This is a genomic window from Flavobacterium sp. KS-LB2 (genome assembly GCF_036895565.1).
Lineage (GTDB): Bacteria > Bacteroidota > Bacteroidia > Flavobacteriales > Flavobacteriaceae > Flavobacterium.
The window spans coordinates 896,388-916,051 of sequence record NZ_CP145904.1 but is presented as its reverse complement, the minus strand read 5'-3'; the positions used below and the strand labels follow the sequence as shown (position 1 = coordinate 916,051).

Here is a 19,664-nt window from a genome sequence, read left to right as displayed (position 1 = left end):
CTATTAAGTTATAAAAAACATACCCTACAAATAAAGAATAACGTTAAAATACTATTATCCAATTTCATTTGTTTGTCTACTCAGAAAAAAAAGTCTCTCACAAACTGAGAGAGACTTTTCTTAATTTATGGTAATACCACAAACCTATTTCTGAATATTAAGGGTACATCAACTTAAGTCTGTTTGGGTTGTATTTTATTCTTAATTATACGACTAAAAATTGAATGTTTTAACATTAATATACTTTAAAAGCGACCCTTCTAACTAATTGCCTGGCTAATTCAGACTCTTTTGGAACTGAATTATCAGCACCTTTTATAACAACTTTCAGCCTACTTTGATCAATTCCTGACCTTACGATCATTTCCTCAACATTTTTAGCTCTTTTTTCAGATAATTTAAGGTTATAGTCTCGATTACCAAGTTCATCAGCATACCCTATAATATCTACAGTTGCAGCTGGATTTTCTTTCATATAATTGATTAAGAAAAATATTGCTGATATAGTACCCGCAGAGACTGTACTTTGGTCAAAATCAAAAAACACATTTACGTATTGAGAATTAATCATTTTCATAGCCTCTACATTACTATAACTTTGATTATTTACCACAAAATCATTAGTTGGTGACTTATCAATTTTTGAAGTTACATAAGCAGCCCATCCATCAGGTAAACCATCATTATTAGCATCTTTCAATTGCGCTTCTAGAAAATTTAATCTCGTCTGCAATTGATTAGATTTTTCTATTTTGTTCTCCCAATACCAATCAGCATGTTTATCTTTTTTACCTAAGTATAATGTAGCACCTGCTGTCACAGTGTGAACAATACCAGTTCTATTGGCAGAAAGATTTACAGTTGTTTTGCCATCAAGATTTAAATGATGTGAAAAGTTCTTGTTCATCGTATAATCAATATTGAAAGCAAAACGATCCGATACTTTTATAAGTGCTGTAGCACCACTCACTATACTATAATTATTATCGAAATAGAGACCAGTAGCATTGTTATTATTAGTTGTAAGCCGTAATTCTTGACCTTTTAAAAAAGTTAATCCAGGACCAAAATGCAGCTGTAATCCAAAAGTATTAGTAAATTCTTCCCAGTTTAATATACGATGAATATTTAATACACCCTGCAAATTAGTACTAAACATATTATTGGTAAAAGGAATACTATTACCACTACTTGAAAATTTATCATAAGCCACAACCCACATTAAACCGAATTTTGTATTGAACATCTTTCTGACATTAAAGTCCAAATGATTAAAATCTGGATCTGTAATATAATTAGAGGCAGCTGAATGATAGCCCACAGTAAATGGACCAACTGGAGCATTAAAACCTCCATTTACGTTAACAGACCACCGATTATAATTTTTTGCCTTTAATTTTGCACTATCCTGATCGTTGTTTTTTATCTCTTGCTTTTCAAAACTAAGGTTGTTATTGATTTGATCCTGCGCTTCAATAGTATATACTGAAACCAAAAACAAAAAAAAAGTAATTACTTTCTTCATATTTAATATATTATTTAAAAATTATTTTTTGTTATTTAGTTTGCGAAAAAACTACTTAGCAACAAATGTGTTTTATGATAGAAGCTGGATTATATATATCGCAAATAATATTGGAAACAACGAATTAATGAACTGTTTATGCTATAGATTTTCGCATCCTTCTTGTTACCACTACAGCAAGAACAATCCCAGTGACTAATAGTGGTATTTCTATTCCATCAATGGGCACTGATGGAGCATTAGTTGCGGCATCATTATTTGAATCACCAAACCCCGGGGAATCAGCAGGAGGAGCCCAAGTATCTTGTGCCGAGGCAAAAAAGAAAATAAAAAAACAAATGCTCAATGTAATTTTTTTAGTGTACATATTATTTATCTAATAATTATTTTTTTTGTAAACTGTGCGTTATTTTCCCTATCGCGAATTTGTAAAATATAAACTCCAGCGCTCAACTTTCCATCCAATATTATTGATGCAATACCGCTTGACACTATTAAATCGCCATTAACTATTTCCTGACCCAGTAAACTAACTATTTGGTAAGTATATTTAGTAGCGACTTGTTTAGAATTGAATTGTAGCGTAATAGTTTCACTACTTGTCAAGGGATTTGGATAGATATTAAATTGAGAAGAATCTAAACTTTCCATAGACAAGGTGTTATTTTGTTTAAAAATCACTTTAAAACGATTTCCGATACTAGCTGAATCAGCTGTTACTTGGTACTTATACTCAAAGGCAGAACCATCTAATGAAATTTGTGTTGTAGTACCCAAAAATAAATCTTGCAAGTAAGCCGTGCCGGTAAAAGAGAAATTCTCTGTATAAAGCTTTAATTTATAATTTGCTCCAACAATTGACTGACTAATACGCAAGGTCAAGAAATCAGAATCTTGAACCGGTGCTCTGTGTTCGATAGAAAAACTTGAAATGTTGAATAGACTAACATTTTCACCGGGATTACTTAGTTTGTATGCATCATTTTCCTCGACAGCATTAGAACCACCTTCGTAAAAAACAGCAACACAACCATCCATATTGGTATAACTAGTTCCATTGTCTTTTTCTAAAAGTATCCTAAACAACGCTGAATTATTTGCAGATTTACTTTTTGTGCTTCTATTTAAGGTAGAATTAGTTGTGGCATTACTTTTATGGGATTCTTTTATGGTTAAAGTAGTTGTTTTTAAAGAACCAGTTCCTGCTGCTAATACAAAAAAAGCTTGACCAGACTGTACAACGGTACTTCCACTGAAACTTGAACTACCATTGCTATACACTCCAGCAACAGCATCATAAGTAATGTAGCTTCCAAATTGTCCAACTGTAGGGTCAATTAGCCATATTTTTTTTACACCATGATTGGAAGGATCAGACAAAATGGTACTAAAATCTATAGGACTCGCATAAGGGTTTCCAATAATGTAATATTTAGTATTCAAAATATTATCATAGACCACATCTCCTGTAATGAGAGAACCAGATGATTTTAAGTTTAAAGCCAATGTACCAGCATTATAACCTCCACTTCCGTCTGTTCCACTTAAAAAGGGATGTGTAAAAAAAGATAAAAAACCGTAATTTTTAGTACTATCAAACAAAGGTTCTGTTAAAGTGTTGGTCACATTTATAAAGGAACCTGAATCATTATTCCATTTTCTCAAGTTGTGAAGTGAATTTGTCACAAGTACTAAACCATTTCCGGAATCTGATCCGTCAGTTTGTAAAGTTCCATCGGGACCCCACAGTTCGACACCATCACCAGTTTGTATACCATTATTTTGCCAATTAAAATAGACTGAATTATCAATGTCTCCTTTTATTGGAACCGTTAACAAACGCCATTGTCTTTTGTCATTTTTTAAATAGCGCTCAATATTTATTTTTCCGCCAATTGTTTCATTATTCAATAAAGGGGCTACACGTGCCGTATAAGTATCACTTGAAGCAAGAGTTAGCAAGTTATCTTGTATTGTCACGTTAGATCCATTACTTGCACTAAATATACCTTTGACTTTGAGAATAACATCTGCAGATCCACTAATTGCGCAATTAGCCGTAATTACAAAATTTTCAGTTTCTACACTGTTAGCAACAATTACTCCATTTGTTGTACTAACAGTAATAGTCGATATATTATTCGTAAGAACAGTTGAAGTAGATCCACTTACCGTTACTGGTGTTAATTCTCTTCCACTAGTTATAGGTGAGGAATTTTGTGCATAACTAATGCTATATTTATTAGATGCATTAATTAAACGAGGTCTGGCATTATTTATATTATTTATTACACCATTAGTTCTTATAATTTCTATATTGTTGTTAAAACCTATTGAATTGGCAGCACTACCCGCTGTTAAAGTTCCATTTGTTAAATACAACTTTCCATTATCAATAATTGAAGTTAATTGACTATTACTTGAAAATGTTCTACCTACCGAATTCAATATTAATTCCTTAAAAGCCAGTGTAGGTAAAGTATATGTACCACTTGGCATATTAAATTCTACTGATCCACCCGTAAAATTGCTTGCAGAATCTCCAGCTGCAGTAATAGCCGGGTTAGTGTTTTTAAAAATAATTTTACTATCGCCTTGATTTGTACCATTATCAGTTCTATATCCTAAATCTGAAGATCCAGTTGCAACTGTTAAACCTGTAGCAACGTTTATGTTTGATGAAGTAAGAGTCCCACCTAATTCAATTGTACCCGATCTGTGTCTTAATCTACTTGAGTTAACTTTTGTTGGTGCAACAATATCAATACGAGTTAAAATAGCCATGTTGCCGGTAATTTTAAAAAGCGAGACATTGTCGACAAACAACGTGGTACTTCTAGTTGTAGTAGGAGTGAAAACTTGTCCTATATTCAACGTTGCTACTTGAATTTGACCAGTTCCTGATACATAAGTATTATTAGTAGCATCTGAAGCTTGAACTCTAAATAAACCAGTTACAGTAATCTTAGAATCACTATTTATTAATAAAATAGCTTGTCCAGTATCTCCTGGATTCGTTGTTAGACTGGCACAAGTTGCATCAGCAGTAACGGTTACAGAGTGATTACCAATGATCACATCGTCTCCACTTAAAGGCACAATGCCTCCCGCCCAAGTCGTAGTGCTGTTCCAATTCCCACTAGCTGCACTTGTTATTGTTGCTCCGATTGTTTTACTTATGGTACAAATCAAAATTAAAAAAAACAATATGTATTTATTTTTCATTCTATTTTTCATTAAAAATTATAATATAAAATTTATTTTCAAGAATTTATTTAAAATAAACCTTGACTAAAAACTAAAAATTTATCTTGTGTGATAGAAAATCTCTTAATTGGATTTAAGTAAAATTTATAAATAAAGATAACATTGCTACCCAGGATCAGTATTGCATTGTAACAAATGGCGATCTATATGTAATAATTGCAATGTTTTAATTTTATTATCACTAGAAAACTATCTAAAGGAGACTAGTAATTTCTGTTAAACGCTTTTTGGCTATTGGGAGTTCAATAATTTGGGTTCTACCAATCAATATATCTCTTGATTATTGTTGTTTTTACAAAACAAATTACAAAAGCTATCACTAAAACTATCCTATCGTTCACTACGAAATATTTCCCTTATTAAAGTATGATTTTATAAAACGAACTGGATTTTTAATGAATATTGGCCTACTGTCCTGTTCATTACTTTCCCCATACCCATACCCATACCCATAGTTATACGAATATTTGTAACCATACCCATATCCTGATTTTTCTTTAATACCATTAAAGATAAAAGCCATATTTTTTAATTTACCCGCTTCTTTTAAAGTGGTCACATAGTCAATGAGCTGCTTTTCGGTGTAGTCTTCTCGCGTTAAGTACAAAGTTAAGTCGACATTATCGGCAATCAAAAACGTATCATTAACATAAATAGTGGGTGCCGTATCGATTATAATATAATCATATACCTGTTTAGCTTCGTTTATTAAAGCATCAAATCGACCGTTGGATATAATACTAGAGGGATTAGGTGGGATTATTCCTGAAAAAATCACATCTAAATTGTCATTATACGGATTGTTCTTCACCACCACATCTTGCCAACTGGTCTGTATATCATGCAAATAAAGGGACAAACCTCTATCCACTTTAACTATATCTAAAGCAACATCAAGCTTAGGCTTACGCATATCAGCACCTATTAATAATACTTTTTTATCGTAACTTGCGTAAGCAAGACTTAGGTTTGTAGCAATAAAGGTCTTTCCTTCACCCATAATAGAGGAAGTTACCAAAATGACCTGTCCCACATTCTTCTCTTTTAAGGGTAGTGAAAAACTCGCATTAGACGACAAAATCCTAAAACTCTCCGCGTGAACTGATCGGTCATTTCCATCTTTGAATAGTTTGAAATCTTTAAACAAAGGCATCTCAGCAATAACAGGAATTTGTGACTTTCTAAAAACGACATCGTTACTATCTTTAATTTTGGTATCTAGTAAATTATAGATATATATAATACTAAATGGAATCGCTAAACCTAGAAAAAGTGCCACTAGAAAAATAATATTACGTTTTGGTGCTACAGGTGAAGATCCTGCAGTAGCATACTCAATAATCTTGATAGAAGGTGCAGTTACGGCGAAAGCTATAGCTGATTCTTCTCTTTTTTGAAGTAATAACAAATATAAATTCTCTTTAATTTTTTGTTCTCTATCAATACTACGTAGCATTTTTTCATTTCCTGGTATTTCAAGCACCATATCAGATGCTTTCGAATAATCTACTTGCTGTTGCGATAAACTAACTTTTAATTGCTTATTGTAGGTGTAGATAGAGGCATTAATATTATCTTTAATTCCACTTATTTGGGATTCCAGTACTTTTAAGGTCGGATTTTCACTGCCGGAGGTTTTATTCAGTTTTTCTCTTTGAAAAACTAGCATATTGTATTCATTAATTAAATTATTAATGATCGCATTATCAAGACCTATATTAGCTGGCAAAATTGCAATTTTAGAGGCCGTTAAAGCATCTTGTAGTAATTTAGACAACTGAATTTGGGTTTCAATCCTAAATAAGGATTCATCAGCTCCTGCCCTTTTATTCACATCTACTGCGGCATCGGCTTCTATAAAACTAATCCCTTTCGATTTTTTAAAATCCCGCTTTGAAATTTCTATACTATCCAATTCAGAGGTCAAATTTTTAAAACGCTCATCAATAAAATCTACTGTTTTTTTATTAACCATTCGTCTATCGTAGATTCCATCTTCATTAAAAACACTTACTAATTTATCTAGGATGGCAATGCCGCGCTCTGTATTCACATCTTGCATACCAACTGACAAAATATCACTTTCATCTCCGACTTTAGCAATAGAAATTCTGTTTTTCAGTGATTCTACCGCCGCTTTAAATGGGACAACCCTCACAAAAAACTCTTTTGTCTCTGGTTTCGCATTAGCATTAGGTTCAATAAGTAATTCTAAACTCTTGATCTTGATATTTCCATGGTTTCCCGATATGAAAACTGTAGTACTGTCTTCTTTATGAACAAGATACCCGTCCTTTTGTTTGGTAAAAGAGATCGTAATCGGATTAAAAGAATCGTCCTGAGTAATTATAGGAGTTACAGTTAGTGGCGCATTCCACAACTCTGTATTTTTAAATTTTCCTTTGGTAAAATAGGAAGTAGTTAGATTTAATTGAGACACTACCGGACCTATTAAACGTCTCGACTTCATGGTTTCTAATTCATTTTCCAGATTGATTCCTGATTTACTCGCCATCATACCCAACAATTCCGAAGGGAGTTTTAGACCTTTATTACTCTCTTCTAAAATCTTAATTTTTGCTTCTATAGCATAAACGGGACTGATGTACCGCAGATAAAAATAAGCGGAAAATAGCCCAAGTGCCAAACAAATTACAAAATATTTCCAGTAGGATAAATAATTAAATAACTCTTTCTTAAGGTCTAACTGTTCTTCAAATGTATTATCCAATGGTCTATTGTTTTATAAGTAAAAATCCGGTTAGTAATAGCGAGATTACCGAAATTAAAGTTCCTGCATTTCCAATAATTCCAGCTGATTTAACTCTGGCGTTATTTGGATTTACAATTATAACATCATTTTGTTTTATGTAAAACAATTCAGTATTCATCCATTCTTTAGACGTTAAGTCAATATGGTGGATAGTTTTAGCATTACCCTCCTGCCGTATCAATAGCACATCTTTTCGTTCCCCATTTATTGTAAGGTCACCTGCTAAGCCAAGTGCCTGAAGTAACGTAAGGTTCTTCTCAGCAAAGGTGTATGTTCCTGGAGTTCTAACTTCGCCTAAAACAGTAATTTTTGAATTCAAAATACGAACCGTAACTGTAGGATCTTTTAAATGACCTTCGTTAATCAATTTTGCTCTAAGATATTCTTCTAACTCTAACGTAGTTTTAGTGTTTACAATAATACTCCCAAGCACTGGCATGGTGATTTCACCTCCATCACTAACTAGGTAACTTCTAAGTCTAACCATTTCCAATTGTAAACCACCAGCAGTACTTTCCAGTAAGTCGATATTGTAAATTTTTGCTGCTTCTGGGTCCAGAGAATAAATCTTTACCGATAAAATATCATTAGTTTCAATTTTTTGATTCAAAATTTTGGTATCGTCAATTGCAGCTTTATCATAATCTTGAAAATATAAAACATCTTTTTTTGAAGCACAAGACTGAAGAGAACCAATAGTTAATAATAGTAATAACAGTAGAATACTATCTTTCAAAAAGTTAAAACTAATTGATTTCATTTTATCTATGATAATAGGTAGCGAAAACAAGATAATACCCATAAAAATGATACTAAAAAGTTGAACATAAATAGTTTGTTTGACCATCAATATACTAGAAGAAGCTAAAAGTAACGTCACTACTCCTACCAAGATAGAAATTTGGTAGTGTTTAAAACCTAACGATAGAAGTTTATGATGAATGTGATTTTTATCGGCATTAAAAGGACTTTTTTTAAAAATCACAAGCCTAACAAAAAAAATTCGTGCAGTATCCAACAAGGGATAAAATAATAATGCAATAAATAAAACGGGATTGGTTGGATAAGAAAATAATCCAAAATTTAGTTGTTTCAAGTTGAGAAGATTGATTAGTACAAACGAAAGTAAAAATCCAACTATCATCGAACCAGTATCACCCATAAAGATTTTCATTTTCTTGGAAAAGTTATATTGTAAAAAAGCGATGAGTGATCCCATTAAGGTTAAGGAAACGATGATCAAAGGGATTGCATCTGCATTGTAAAACAAAATACTGCTGACACAAAAAAAACAAATAGCAATGATACCAGCTAGGCCATCTATGCCATCTATCAAATTGTAGGAATTAATAATTAAAACGTAAACAAAAGTAGTTAAGGCTATTGCAGGCACTGAATCTATTTCATAAATGCCAAAAATCCCGTAAAAATTGTGAATCGTAATGTTGGAATTTAATGTAAGAAGCAAGCTCACTACACACTGAACGACTAATTTTGTTTTGGCTGACAAAATTAAAATATCATCTTTTAAACCCAAAAAAAATAAAATAAGAAGTAAACCGCCAATGTTGTACTTGTTGTCTGTATTAAACAATGATCCAAAAAAGGTGTAGGCTGAGACAAAACCTATAAAAATACCGACACCGCCGAGATTTGGAGTTTCCGTTGTATGAGAACTTCTATCAGATGGCGTGGCACATAATCCTTTGACTTTAGAAACATTGATGATAACTGGAAAACTAAGATAACTGATTCCCCAGGCTACGATAAAGAAAAGAAAGTATATACTCTCAGGGTAAAATAATGAGATTGTTGATGAATGGTTCGTCATGTTTTCAATTAGGAATTATTTTCACTGCAAAAGTATTGTGGCAGTACACCGCTTACTTTTGATTAGTAATAAGTGAAGATTATTTATTAATAAATGGAACTAAAAGTTTTTTATTAGTATTAATTACCAACATTCTATTATCTAGAAGATATGAATTTATTTTGTTTAACAATTATTTCATCCAACAACATAAAAACCATACAATTTTAGACAAGCGTTTTTCCCAAGTTTAAAATAGCGTTCAAATTTTCAAGTTTTCTCTTAGAAACTGGAATATTTTTATTGTTGCTCATTTCACAATAGTACCCGTCCGATTTTAATATATTCAGAAGGTTATTCATATTAATAATAAATTTATGATGAATTCTGCAAAAAATATCTGGATTTAATAATTTTTGAAATTCTCCAATATTCTTACTAGCCATTTTACTGACACCATTAGTTAGATATACAATAGTATATCTCCCATCCGCTTCAAAATGACTAATGTCATCCGTTTTAATCAATTCAATCTTTTTTACAGAATTAATAGAGACGAATTTTTGAAATTTATCTTTGGCTAATTTAAGTTGATGTGTATCATTCTCTACAGCTATCTTATTTAAACATCTATTAATAATCGTAATCACCTGTACCGCATCCAAAGGATAAGCAAGAAAACCAAAAACATTAAAGTTGATAAAGTCAAAAGCATCAGTTTTGTTGGGTGAAAAAATAATTAGTTTAGAAATCGATACGGCTGTCTTTTGGAATAAATTAATAATTTCGTCTTTGTTGTGACTCGGATTCATAATTATGATATCAAAACAATTCTTAGTATAGAAATTCGTAAATTCGTCAACATCATCTGTTGCCTGAAAATTAAATTTTTGAATAGAAGAACTTGCTGAAAAATTTTCAATTTGCTCTCTAAGATGCGGTTCAATTTTAAAATAAAGTAGGTTTATCATAATTCTATTTTGTAATTTCATCAAGGCTTAAACCCAGCGATTATTAATAAAAACGGTTGCGTAGCGAATAAGTGCGAATTAATAAGTAATAGGTGTTTCTTCTTCTTTTTGTATTATTTAAATAATAAAAAAAAAATTATATTTCTAAATCAAGATCAAATGTATTTTTTAAAATTTTTAAGCAGCCATTTAATACTTATTGGTTAAAATAATTGCGTAATAATTTAAAAAAGTAAGATTTACTAATCCGAATATGTAGTAAAAAAATAGCATAACTATTTATTATGTGTTCATAATTTAGAATTCCCTCCAAAACTTTAGCTTAAAGTGTACTTTATTGTAGAATAGTTAAAAATATCAGGAAATTTAGAAATCAATTAACGTCTACCATTCTGAGTAATTTTTAACAATAGGGCAAAGTGGACATTTTAATTACCCTCAATAACAACTATGCATTATACAAGTAGTACTAATCATTTGTTATTGTATAAAACTGCAATACAATTTGTTATTACTGTGACTTTGAATTAAAAGCACATGGTTATCAAATTAATACAATTAATTGATTTTCAATCACTTAAAACTAAATGAGTTATTGATATCACATTCTTATTGTTTTTTTTTAATAAAGCTCCATCACTATGAAGACTAAATGCAATTGAATAAATTAAGATGGAAAAATACTTTTGCACTGTCTACATCAATCTTGAATGTGCTTTAATTCTCTATCATTAAACATCCTTTTCTTCTAGTGTTCTAAAAAACAAAAATCAATCTATTAAAGTTCATTCAATAGAATCTCTAATTTTTGTAAAATAAAGTAATACTAACAATTAATGCTTTCGATTATTCTTTTTTTACGTCCAGTTATTACATTCAATGTTGCTCTGTTGTAAACTTTACTCACATTTGCCAACCGAGAACATAAATAATGATATAAATGGAGAATGGAAATATATTATCTAAAGAGCACTTCGCTGCACATCAACAAGTAGTTTCAGATTACAAACTGTTGCTAATCTGTGAGAACGAATTAGCCACTTATTCAAGTAAAGGTAAAAACGAAACTTGTGCTAGGCTAAGGAAAGAAATGATAATACTGCTCCAACGAATAATAGAGAACAAAAATATTTTAATAGAGAATACCAAAGCAGATCACGATTATTTAGATAGTTTACAGAGTAGCGTATCGAAGTAATAATATATTCAGCAATTGTTTAAACAAAATTAACATCATTAAATGCAAATTGACAATAAATTTTGGTTTGTGTTGTACACAAAACCACAACAAGAATTAAAAGTTGCTGAAAGATTAGAAAAAATTGGACTAGAATCGTATTGCCCGTACAAAGAAGAACTTCGTCAATGGTCAGATCGTAAAAAGAAAGTGATAGTTCCCCTATTAAAGTCTTATGTATTTGTCAGGTTAGACGATCGAGATCGATCAAAAGTCTTTGAAATAACTGGTGTAGTTCGTTACTTATTTTGGTTAGGTAAGCCAGCAATTGCCTCAGATAAAGAAATTGCGACATTAAAAGAATCGTTATCTCTACCGTATTTAGCCATTAGTGTTGAGAACTTAATTACAGGACAACGATTGGTAATTCCTTCTGGACCATTTAAAGATAAAGAAGGAATAGTAACAAAAATTAACAAAAAATACGTAACTGTTGTTATAAAGCAGCTCGGTTTTTTTGTGACTTTAGAATATTAAAAAATTAGTTACTTGGAGAATTAGCCAGATGACTATTTACATGCCTCATAGGGCAAAATCGTTAAAAGTTAGGAAAAATAACGATCCTTGAAGTGTAATTATTTCTTATATAGCAATCAAATAGAGAACAAAGAATAGTAAAACTACTTATTAATCATTTAATTAAAAATAAAATTTAAAACCTTTTCTCTTAAGTCACTAGGTTTTTTATGATTTTAGAATAGTAAAAAGTATTCTACAGAAAAATGCCACATGATTCATTACGTGACTCATGCGGCGAAGCCGTAGAAAATTTATGAAAATAGGAATTACATTTAGTGCATTTGATTTGTTACATGCGGGACACATCAAAATGCTGGAAGAGGGAAAGCGAAAGTGCAATTATTTAATTTGTGCCCTACAAACGGATCCTACAATTGATAAATCTGAAAAAAATAAGCCAACACAAATTGTTGTAGAACGATATATTCATCTCAAAGGATGCAAGTTTGTGGATGAAATTGTGCCTTACGCTACCGAAAAAGACCTTGAAGATATACTTAAGTCATTCCACTTAGATGTTCGCATTGTTTACAATGAATACCAAGCTAAAAATTTTACTGGTCGTAAGTATTGTTAAGATTAATGAATAGAATTGTTTTCTAATGTAAGGTATCATCGATTTTCTACAACTACATTACGAAAAGTGTTTTTAACTTAGAAAAAGATAAAAGTAAATAAGAAAGCAATAAATAATGAAGCAGTCAATTTTAATAACAGGTGGAGGTGGATTCATTGGATCTAATCTATGCGAATATTTTTTAGACAAAGGACATAGGGTAACTTGCTTAGACAATTTTGCTACAGGCCATTTGTATAATATTACTCCATTTTTAGACAACCCAAATTTTACGCTCCTTCACGGCGACATTCGCAATGAAGAAGACTGCCATAAAGCAGCACAAGGAATGGATTATGTATTACACCAAGCAGCTTTAGGCTCGGTTCCCAGATCCATTAACGATCCCATTACTACTAATGCCGTTAATATTTCTGGTTTTTTAAACATGCTAGTTGCTTCCAGAGATGCGGGTGTAAAACGTTTTGTTTATGCTGCCAGTTCCTCTACCTATGGAGATTCAGAAAACTTACCGAAAGTAGAAGACGTAATTGGAAAACCACTTTCCCCCTACGCTATTACTAAATACGTAAACGAGTTGTACGCCGAAATATTCAGCAAAACCTATGGCTTAGAGACCATTGGGTTGCGGTATTTTAACGTTTTTGGAAGACGACAAGATCCCAATGGGGCGTATGCCGCTGTAATTCCGTTGTTTGTCAAAAAATTAATGAACCATGAAAGTCCAGTGATCAACGGCGATGGTACTAATTCTAGAGATTTTACGTATATCGACAATGTGATTCAAATGAATGAACTAGCGCTCTTTACAGAAAATCCGTTGGCGATTAATACTGTCTACAATACCGCTTTTGGTAATCGCACTTCATTAAATGATTTAATGGAAGCACTTAAGAAGTACTTGTCCTTATTTGATCATGAAATTGCTGCTGTTAAAACAACATACGGACCAACTAGAGCAGGTGATATTCCACATTCGTTAGCAAGTATAGAAAAAGCCAAAAATTTATTAGGATATACTCCACAATATTCAATGCAACAAGGCTTGAAAAAAGCTGTTGATTGGTACTGGGAAAATTTAAAAAATAAAAAATGAGCATAAAAATTGCAGTAATTGGTTTGGGTTACGTAGGATTACCATTGGCACGTCTTTTTGCCGCACAGTATCAAGTAGTAGGTTTCGATATCAACCAAACCCGTATCGACGAATTAAACAGAGGAAGTGATAAAACAAGAGAAATCAGTGATGAGGTATTGCAAGCGGTATTAGTTTCTGACTTTTTCAGTTCGAGCGCAGTCGAGAACCCTACTGGCTTGTTATGTTCTTCTAATCTAGAGGATATCGCCGACTGCAACTACTACATCATTACCGTTCCCACACCTGTAGATAAAAACAACCGTCCTGATTTAACGCCACTTTACAAAGCCAGCGAAACAGTAGGCAAAGTATTAAAAAAAGGGGACATTGTTATTTATGAATCTACGGTTTATCCTGGTGCAACTGAGGAGGAATGCATTCCAGTTCTGGAAAAAGTTTCAGGACTGAAATTTAATAAGGATTTCTTCGCAGGTTATTCTCCAGAACGCATTAATCCCGGAGATAAGGAACATACCGTTGAGAAAATTCTAAAAGTCACCTCAGGCTCAACACCACAAATTGGTAGAAAGGTGAATGATTTGTATAAATCAGTTATTACAGCTGGAACTCACCTCGCTCCTACTATAAAAGTTGCAGAAGCGGCCAAAGTAATAGAAAATTCGCAACGAGATATCAACATTGCTTTTGTCAATGAATTGGCTAAAATATTCAATTTACTAAATATTGATACCCATGCAGTTTTAGAAGCCGCGGGTACAAAATGGAACTTTCTTCCTTTCAAACCTGGATTAGTAGGTGGCCATTGCATCGGGGTAGATCCATACTACTTGGCTCAAAAAGCACAAGAAGCTGGCTACCACCCCGAAATTATTTTAGCAGGAAGACGGTTAAACGACAGTATGGGAGAATATGTAGCTTCGCAAGTAGTGAAGCTCATGATTAAAAAAAATATAGCTATCAATGGTGCTTCTTTACTAATTTTAGGTATCACTTTCAAAGAAAACTGTCCTGATGTGCGGAATACCAAAATCATCGACGTCATAAAAGCTTTAGAAGATTATAATGTCAAGATCACAATTTACGACCCTTGGGCAAATCCGGCAGAAATTCTTCATGAATATGGATTAAAATCCACCAATACAATACCAAATCAAAAATTTGATGCAGTTGTTTTAGGGGTTGCCCATAACGAATTTTTAAATCTTGATTTAGAGGAGCTCAAAAAAGAGAATGCTGTTATTTACGATGTAAAAGGAATTTTGAATCATGCGGATGGGAAGTTATAAAAAAAGGACTTTAAGCATAAAACATTGTCTTTTAATAAAAAAGATAGTCCAATTAATAAATAATGAATAAATAAATCATCTATGTTATGCTACAGCAATAAAAAAAGCAACAAATATGCATAATTTTAAAAAAATATTATGAAAAAAAAGCAAACGATTTTAGCAGGTTATTCAGGGCATGGATTTGTGGTGGCCGAAGCTGCTATGTTAGCTAATATCAAAATAGATGGTTATCTAGAGCCAGACGTAGTCGCACATAATTATTTTGATTTAAAATATATGGGTTTTGAATTAAATCCAGATTTTGATTGGACAGAAAACTACGAATTTATACTCGGTATTGGCGATAACGAGTTAAGAAATCGTTTAGGAAAACTTATTCTCTCTAAAGGAAAGAACGTTTTAAATATTACGCATCCTGCGGCTTCTGTATCCCGTATGATAACTTTTGGGAATGGAAATTTAATAGCACGACATGCGTCTATTAATCCGCTAGTTACAATAGGAAATTTTTGTATCGTTAACACAGCGGCCATTTTAGAACATGAATGTAAAATTGGTAATGCCGTGCATATAGGACCAGGAGCAGTATTGTGCGGTAATGTTCAAATAGGCGAAAACACTTTTATTGGTGCAAATTCAGTAATCAAACAGGGAATAAAAATTGGGAAAAATGTTATTATCGGTGCCGGTTCTGTAATTATTACTGATGTAAATGATAATTTAAAAGTTGTGGGGAATCCCGGAAAAATTATATGAGTAGAAAAGTAGTTATCATTGCTGAAGCCGGCGTTAATCACAATGGTGATATTAATAAGGCATTCAAATTAATAGATGCAGCAGTCAATGCAGGTGTTGATTATATTAAATTTCAGACTTTTAAGGCTGAACATTTAGTTTCAAAAACCGCTAAAAAAGCAGAGTATCAAATTAAGAATACTCAAAATGGGGGCGATACACAACTTGAGATGTTAAAAAAGTTGGAATTGTCTCACGATCAACATGAGGAATTAATAAAATATTGCAAAGAAAAAAATATTCCTTTTTTCTCAACTGCATTTGATTTAGATTCTCTGGAATATTTAGCTTCTATAGGATTAAAAGTAGTAAAAATACCAAGTGGTGAAATTACAAACTTGCCCTATTTAAAGAAAGCCGCTTTCTTGTTCGAAGAAGTAATCATTTCTACTGGTATGTCAATGATGTATGAAATAAAGGATGCATTAGAAGTTTTCTTAAATGCTGGAATTTCGAAGGAGAAAATAACAATCTTACATTGTAATACTGAGTATCCAACCCCTATGAAAGATGTGAATCTTAAAGCGATGCTCAGTATCGAAAAAGAGTTTGATGTAAAGATTGGATATTCAGATCACACCTTGGGTATTGAAGTACCAATCGCTGCGGTTGCTTTGGGAGCTACAGTTATTGAAAAACATTTTACTTTAAATAGACATCTTCCAGGTCCAGACCATGCCTCTTCATTAGAACCTGCTGAATTAATTGCAATGTGCAAAGCTATCCGTAACATTGAGCAAACACTTTCTGGTAATGGTATAAAGGAGCCTAGTGAAAGTGAAATAAAAAATATTATTATAGCCAGAAAAAGTATTGTCGCTAAAAAAAACATAGAGAAAGACAGTCTATTTACTGAAGATAATATTACTACCAAAAGACCTGGAAACGGGATATCTGCTATGCAATGGGATGCTATTTTGGGAAAAAAAGCAATTAAAAATTTTAATAAAGACGATTTAATTATAGTATGAGAATTGCAGTATTAACAAGTTCACGTGCTGATTTCGGTATTTATTTACCACTCTTGAATCATCTTAAATCGGATGAATTTTTCAATTTAGAGGTTGTTGCCTTCGGCACTCATTTGTCGAAAGAACATGGTTTTACAATAACTGAAATTGAAAAATCAAATTTTAAGAAAATTCATAAAATTAAAACCCCTATCAACAATCGTAATCCGTTAGATATAACAAAAAATATTGGAGTAAGTATAAATATTTTTTCAGATTTTTGGTCCAAAAATAAATACGATTATATTATTGCCTTGGGCGACAGATATGAAATGTTTGCTGCCGTAACTGCGACAACTCCATTTGTTTACAAGGTAGCTCATTTACATGCCGGAGAAACAACTCTAGGTGCTATAGATAATGTATACAGGCATGCTATTTCATTAATGTCGAAGTTGTTATTTGTTTCAACTACAATTTATAAAGAGAAAGCTAATCAAATTAATCCCGAAGCACAAACCTTTAATGTTGGTGCTCTAAGTATTGATAATTTAAAAAATATAAATTACTTGAGTATTGACCGTTTCAAATCTAAATTTAATATTGACCTATCATTACCTACACTTCTTTGCACTTTCCATCCAGAAACTGTAAATCTGAAAATGAATTTAAATTATATTGACGAACTGCTATTGTCTTTTTCAGATTTAATGAAAAATTACCAAGTAGTAATTACTTTACCTAATGCAGATACCACAGGCGATCAGATCAAGGAGATTATTTTAGAGTTTGGAAAGGATAATCCAAATTTAAAAATCGTGGAATCTTTTGGAATGATTGGATATCTATCTTGTATGAAATATTGCAAGATGATGATCGGAAATACTTCCAGTGGTTTTATAGAAGCAGCCTTTTTTCCAAAGTGGGTTATTAATCTAGGAAACAGACAAGATGGTCGAATTATGACAAAGAACATCATAAATACCCCCTTTAAAAAACAAAAAATAATAGAAGCAGTACAATCGATTGAAAATCAAAAAGCAATCACAGTTTCTAGTATTTATGGGGATGGAGAAACAGCTTCAAAAATTATTGAAATCCTAAAAAAAGAATATGAGAAATTTTAGAGATCATTTGATTTCTTCAGGAAGTAGTATTAAAGAAGCTTTAATAAAACTTGATTTCCTTGCACAAGATGCCATTTTATTTGTAGTAAATAAAGAGAATAAACTATTGGGTTCACTTACCGATGGAGATGTGAGAAGAGCATTGATAAAAGGTGTTACTATCAACAAAATCGTAGATGGTATTATTCAATTACATCCAAAGTTTATCAAAAAGGGAGATCAGGATATTAAGAAAATAATTGAGTATCGAAAAGGTAATTTCCGAATTCTTCCCGTTGTAGATAGTGAACTTAAGGTAGTAAATGTTATTAATTTTAGGGTAATGAGATCTTACCTCCCAATTGATGCCATAATCATGGCAGGCGGACGAGGACAGCGTTTACAACCACTTACTGATACGGTACCAAAACCACTTTTAAAGGTAGGAAGTAAAGCAATTATGGAGTATAATGTTGATCGCTTAGCTCTGTACGGAATTGACGACTTTTGGTTCTCCGTAAAATATTTAGGTGAACAAGTAGAAAACTATTTTGGTGATGGCAAAGATAAAAATATTGATATTAATTATGTTTGGGAAGATGAACCTTTAGGCACAATTGGTGCTGTTTCAAAAATTGATAATTTACAACATGAATATGTTTTAGTTATGAATTCTGATATTCTAACTAATGTAGATTACGAACAATTGTTTCTTGATTTTATTGAGAAAGAGGCAGATTTTTCAGTATTAACTATACCGTACGAGGTAAATATTCCTTATGCTGTGTTAGAAACTAAGGATGGCGCAATAGAGAGTTTCAAAGAAAAACCAATGTATACCTACTATTCAAATGGCGGAATCTACATTATGAAAAAATCTATTTTAAAGCATATACCTAAAGAAGTATTTTTTAACGCGACTGATTTAATAGATAAATTAATTACTGAAAAATTAAAAGTTGTGTCTTATCCATTGGTGGGTTATTGGTTAGATATCGGCAAACATGAAGATTTTAAAAAAGCACAAGACGATATTAAACAAATAAGATTTTGAAAACATTAGTTGTCATTCCAGCTCGCGGTGGATCTAAAGGTGTGCCGAGAAAAAACATTAAATTATTAAATAAAAAACCTTTAATCCAATACACCATAGATGCCGCCCAAAAAGTTTTCCAAAACGAACAGATTTGTGTATCAACAGATGATTTAGAAATTAAAAATATCGTAGAATCATTAGGCTTAAAAGTCCCTTTTATCCGACCTGCTCAACTTGCAACCGATAGAACTGGCACATCTGAAGTTCTATTACATGCTATAGAATATTATGAAAAACGAGGTTATTTTTCAGAGGTATTGGTGCTATTGCAAGCAACTTCACCTTTTAGAACTGACAAGCATATTAGAGAGGCTTTAAATGAATTTGACGAAAATTGTGAGATGGTAGCTTCCGTTTTAGAAACTAAATCAAACCCATATTACGTACTAAAAGAAGAAAATTTAAATGGATGGCTGGTAAATTCCAAAGATGAGATTTTTACCAGAAGACAGGACTGCCCTAAGGTTTATGAACTTAATGGTGCTATCTACATCATAAATGTTAAAGCTCTAAAAGAGAAAAAATACTTAACAGATTTCGTTAGGATTAAAAAATATGTTATGGATGAAAAAAGTTCCCATGATATCGATAGCAATTTTGATTGGAAAATTGCTGAAATTTTAGTTTGTGAAAATTCAACGAAATAGAAA

General features: G+C 32.0%; 14 protein-coding genes and 1 pseudogene. 9 read left to right on the top strand and 6 right to left on the bottom strand.

Going from position 1 to position 19,664, the window contains the following annotated elements; translation table 11 throughout:
* Positions 1–235: 235 nt before the first annotated feature.
* The 6 genes from V5J73_RS03810 to V5J73_RS03785 all read right to left on the bottom strand — a co-directional run bounded on the left by V5J73_RS03810 (position 236) and on the right by V5J73_RS03785 (position 10,346).
* Positions 236–1,525, bottom strand: a complete 1,290-nt coding sequence (locus tag V5J73_RS03810) for an OmpA family protein (protein ID WP_338647743.1) — start codon at positions 1,523–1,525, stop codon at positions 236–238.
* A gap of 136 nt (positions 1,526–1,661) precedes the next feature.
* Positions 1,662–1,871, bottom strand: coding sequence for a hypothetical protein (locus V5J73_RS03805; protein WP_338647742.1), 210 nt, complete (start codon positions 1,869–1,871; stop codon positions 1,662–1,664).
* 26 nt (positions 1,872–1,897) lie between these two features.
* Positions 1,898–4,750: a T9SS type A sorting domain-containing protein gene (locus V5J73_RS03800; protein WP_338647739.1), complete on the bottom strand. Its 2,853-nt coding sequence runs from the start codon at positions 4,748–4,750 to the stop codon at positions 1,898–1,900.
* Positions 4,751–5,132: 382 nt separating this feature from the next.
* Positions 5,133–7,523 (bottom strand): GumC family protein, encoded by a 2,391-nt coding sequence (locus V5J73_RS03795; RefSeq protein WP_338647737.1) that lies wholly within the window; start codon positions 7,521–7,523, stop codon positions 5,133–5,135.
* 4 nt (positions 7,524–7,527) lie between these two features.
* Positions 7,528–9,396, bottom strand: coding sequence for a polysaccharide biosynthesis/export family protein (locus V5J73_RS03790; RefSeq protein ID WP_338647736.1), 1,869 nt, complete (start codon positions 9,394–9,396; stop codon positions 7,528–7,530).
* A gap of 206 nt (positions 9,397–9,602) precedes the next feature.
* Positions 9,603–10,346 (bottom strand): LytR/AlgR family response regulator transcription factor, encoded by a 744-nt coding sequence (locus V5J73_RS03785; RefSeq protein ID WP_338647735.1) that lies wholly within the window; start codon positions 10,344–10,346, stop codon positions 9,603–9,605.
* 1,240 nt (positions 10,347–11,586) lie between these two features.
* Between V5J73_RS03785 and V5J73_RS03780 the strand changes: the two genes are divergently transcribed.
* The 9 genes and pseudogenes from V5J73_RS03780 (at position 11,587) to V5J73_RS03740 (ending at position 19,661) form a co-directional block, all read left to right on the top strand.
* Positions 11,587–12,060, top strand: coding sequence for a UpxY family transcription antiterminator (locus V5J73_RS03780; protein ID WP_338647733.1), 474 nt, complete (start codon positions 11,587–11,589; stop codon positions 12,058–12,060).
* 295 nt (positions 12,061–12,355) lie between these two features.
* Positions 12,356–12,760 (top strand): annotated as a pseudogene (locus V5J73_RS03775) (adenylyltransferase/cytidyltransferase family protein).
* Between the two features lie 34 nt (positions 12,761–12,794).
* Positions 12,795–13,775: an SDR family oxidoreductase gene (locus V5J73_RS03770; protein ID WP_338647732.1), complete on the top strand. Its 981-nt coding sequence runs from the start codon at positions 12,795–12,797 to the stop codon at positions 13,773–13,775.
* Positions 13,772–15,064: a nucleotide sugar dehydrogenase gene (locus tag V5J73_RS03765; RefSeq protein ID WP_338647730.1), complete on the top strand. Its 1,293-nt coding sequence runs from the start codon at positions 13,772–13,774 to the stop codon at positions 15,062–15,064. The genes V5J73_RS03770 and V5J73_RS03765 overlap by 4 nt, the downstream gene beginning before the upstream one ends.
* A 138-nt stretch (positions 15,065–15,202) precedes the next feature.
* Positions 15,203–15,823: an acetyltransferase gene (locus V5J73_RS03760; RefSeq protein WP_338647728.1), complete on the top strand. Its 621-nt coding sequence runs from the start codon at positions 15,203–15,205 to the stop codon at positions 15,821–15,823.
* Entirely contained in the window at positions 15,820–16,833 is a 1,014-nt protein-coding gene (neuB, locus tag V5J73_RS03755) for an N-acetylneuraminate synthase (RefSeq protein ID WP_338647726.1), read from the top strand. Before V5J73_RS03760 ends, neuB begins: the two co-directional genes overlap by 4 nt.
* On the top strand, positions 16,830–17,939 hold the full coding sequence (gene neuC / locus V5J73_RS03750; protein WP_338647725.1) for a UDP-N-acetylglucosamine 2-epimerase: 1,110 nt from the start codon (positions 16,830–16,832) through the stop codon (positions 17,937–17,939). Before neuB ends, neuC begins: the two co-directional genes overlap by 4 nt.
* On the top strand, positions 17,926–18,972 hold the full coding sequence (locus tag V5J73_RS03745; protein WP_338647723.1) for a nucleotidyltransferase family protein: 1,047 nt from the start codon (positions 17,926–17,928) through the stop codon (positions 18,970–18,972). Before neuC ends, V5J73_RS03745 begins: the two co-directional genes overlap by 14 nt.
* Positions 18,969–19,661, top strand: coding sequence for an acylneuraminate cytidylyltransferase family protein (locus tag V5J73_RS03740; protein ID WP_338647722.1), 693 nt, complete (start codon positions 18,969–18,971; stop codon positions 19,659–19,661). Before V5J73_RS03745 ends, V5J73_RS03740 begins: the two co-directional genes overlap by 4 nt.
* The last annotated feature ends 3 nt before the right edge of the window (positions 19,662–19,664 follow it).

What these genes read in the sequence shown, in the direction of transcription:
- V5J73_RS03810 (WP_338647743.1), bottom strand. Translation starts at nt 1,525, where the DNA reads ATGAAGAAAGTAATTACTTTTTTTTTGTTTTTGGTTTCAGTATATACT.
- V5J73_RS03800 (WP_338647739.1), bottom strand. Translation starts at nt 4,750, where the DNA reads ATGAAAAATAAATACATATTGTTTTTTTTAATTTTGATTTGTACCATA.
- V5J73_RS03790 (WP_338647736.1), bottom strand. Translation starts at nt 9,396, where the DNA reads ATGACGAACCATTCATCAACAATCTCATTATTTTACCCTGAGAGTATA.
- V5J73_RS03785 (WP_338647735.1), bottom strand. Translation starts at nt 10,346, where the DNA reads ATGATAAACCTACTTTATTTTAAAATTGAACCGCATCTTAGAGAGCAA.
- V5J73_RS03780 (WP_338647733.1), top strand. Translation starts at nt 11,587, where the DNA reads ATGCAAATTGACAATAAATTTTGGTTTGTGTTGTACACAAAACCACAA.
- V5J73_RS03770 (WP_338647732.1), top strand. Translation starts at nt 12,795, where the DNA reads ATGAAGCAGTCAATTTTAATAACAGGTGGAGGTGGATTCATTGGATCT.
- V5J73_RS03765 (WP_338647730.1), top strand. Translation starts at nt 13,772, where the DNA reads ATGAGCATAAAAATTGCAGTAATTGGTTTGGGTTACGTAGGATTACCA.
- V5J73_RS03760 (WP_338647728.1), top strand. Translation starts at nt 15,203, where the DNA reads ATGAAAAAAAAGCAAACGATTTTAGCAGGTTATTCAGGGCATGGATTT.
- neuB (WP_338647726.1), top strand. Translation starts at nt 15,820, where the DNA reads ATGAGTAGAAAAGTAGTTATCATTGCTGAAGCCGGCGTTAATCACAAT.
- neuC (WP_338647725.1), top strand. Translation starts at nt 16,830, where the DNA reads ATGAGAATTGCAGTATTAACAAGTTCACGTGCTGATTTCGGTATTTAT.
- V5J73_RS03745 (WP_338647723.1), top strand. Translation starts at nt 17,926, where the DNA reads ATGAGAAATTTTAGAGATCATTTGATTTCTTCAGGAAGTAGTATTAAA.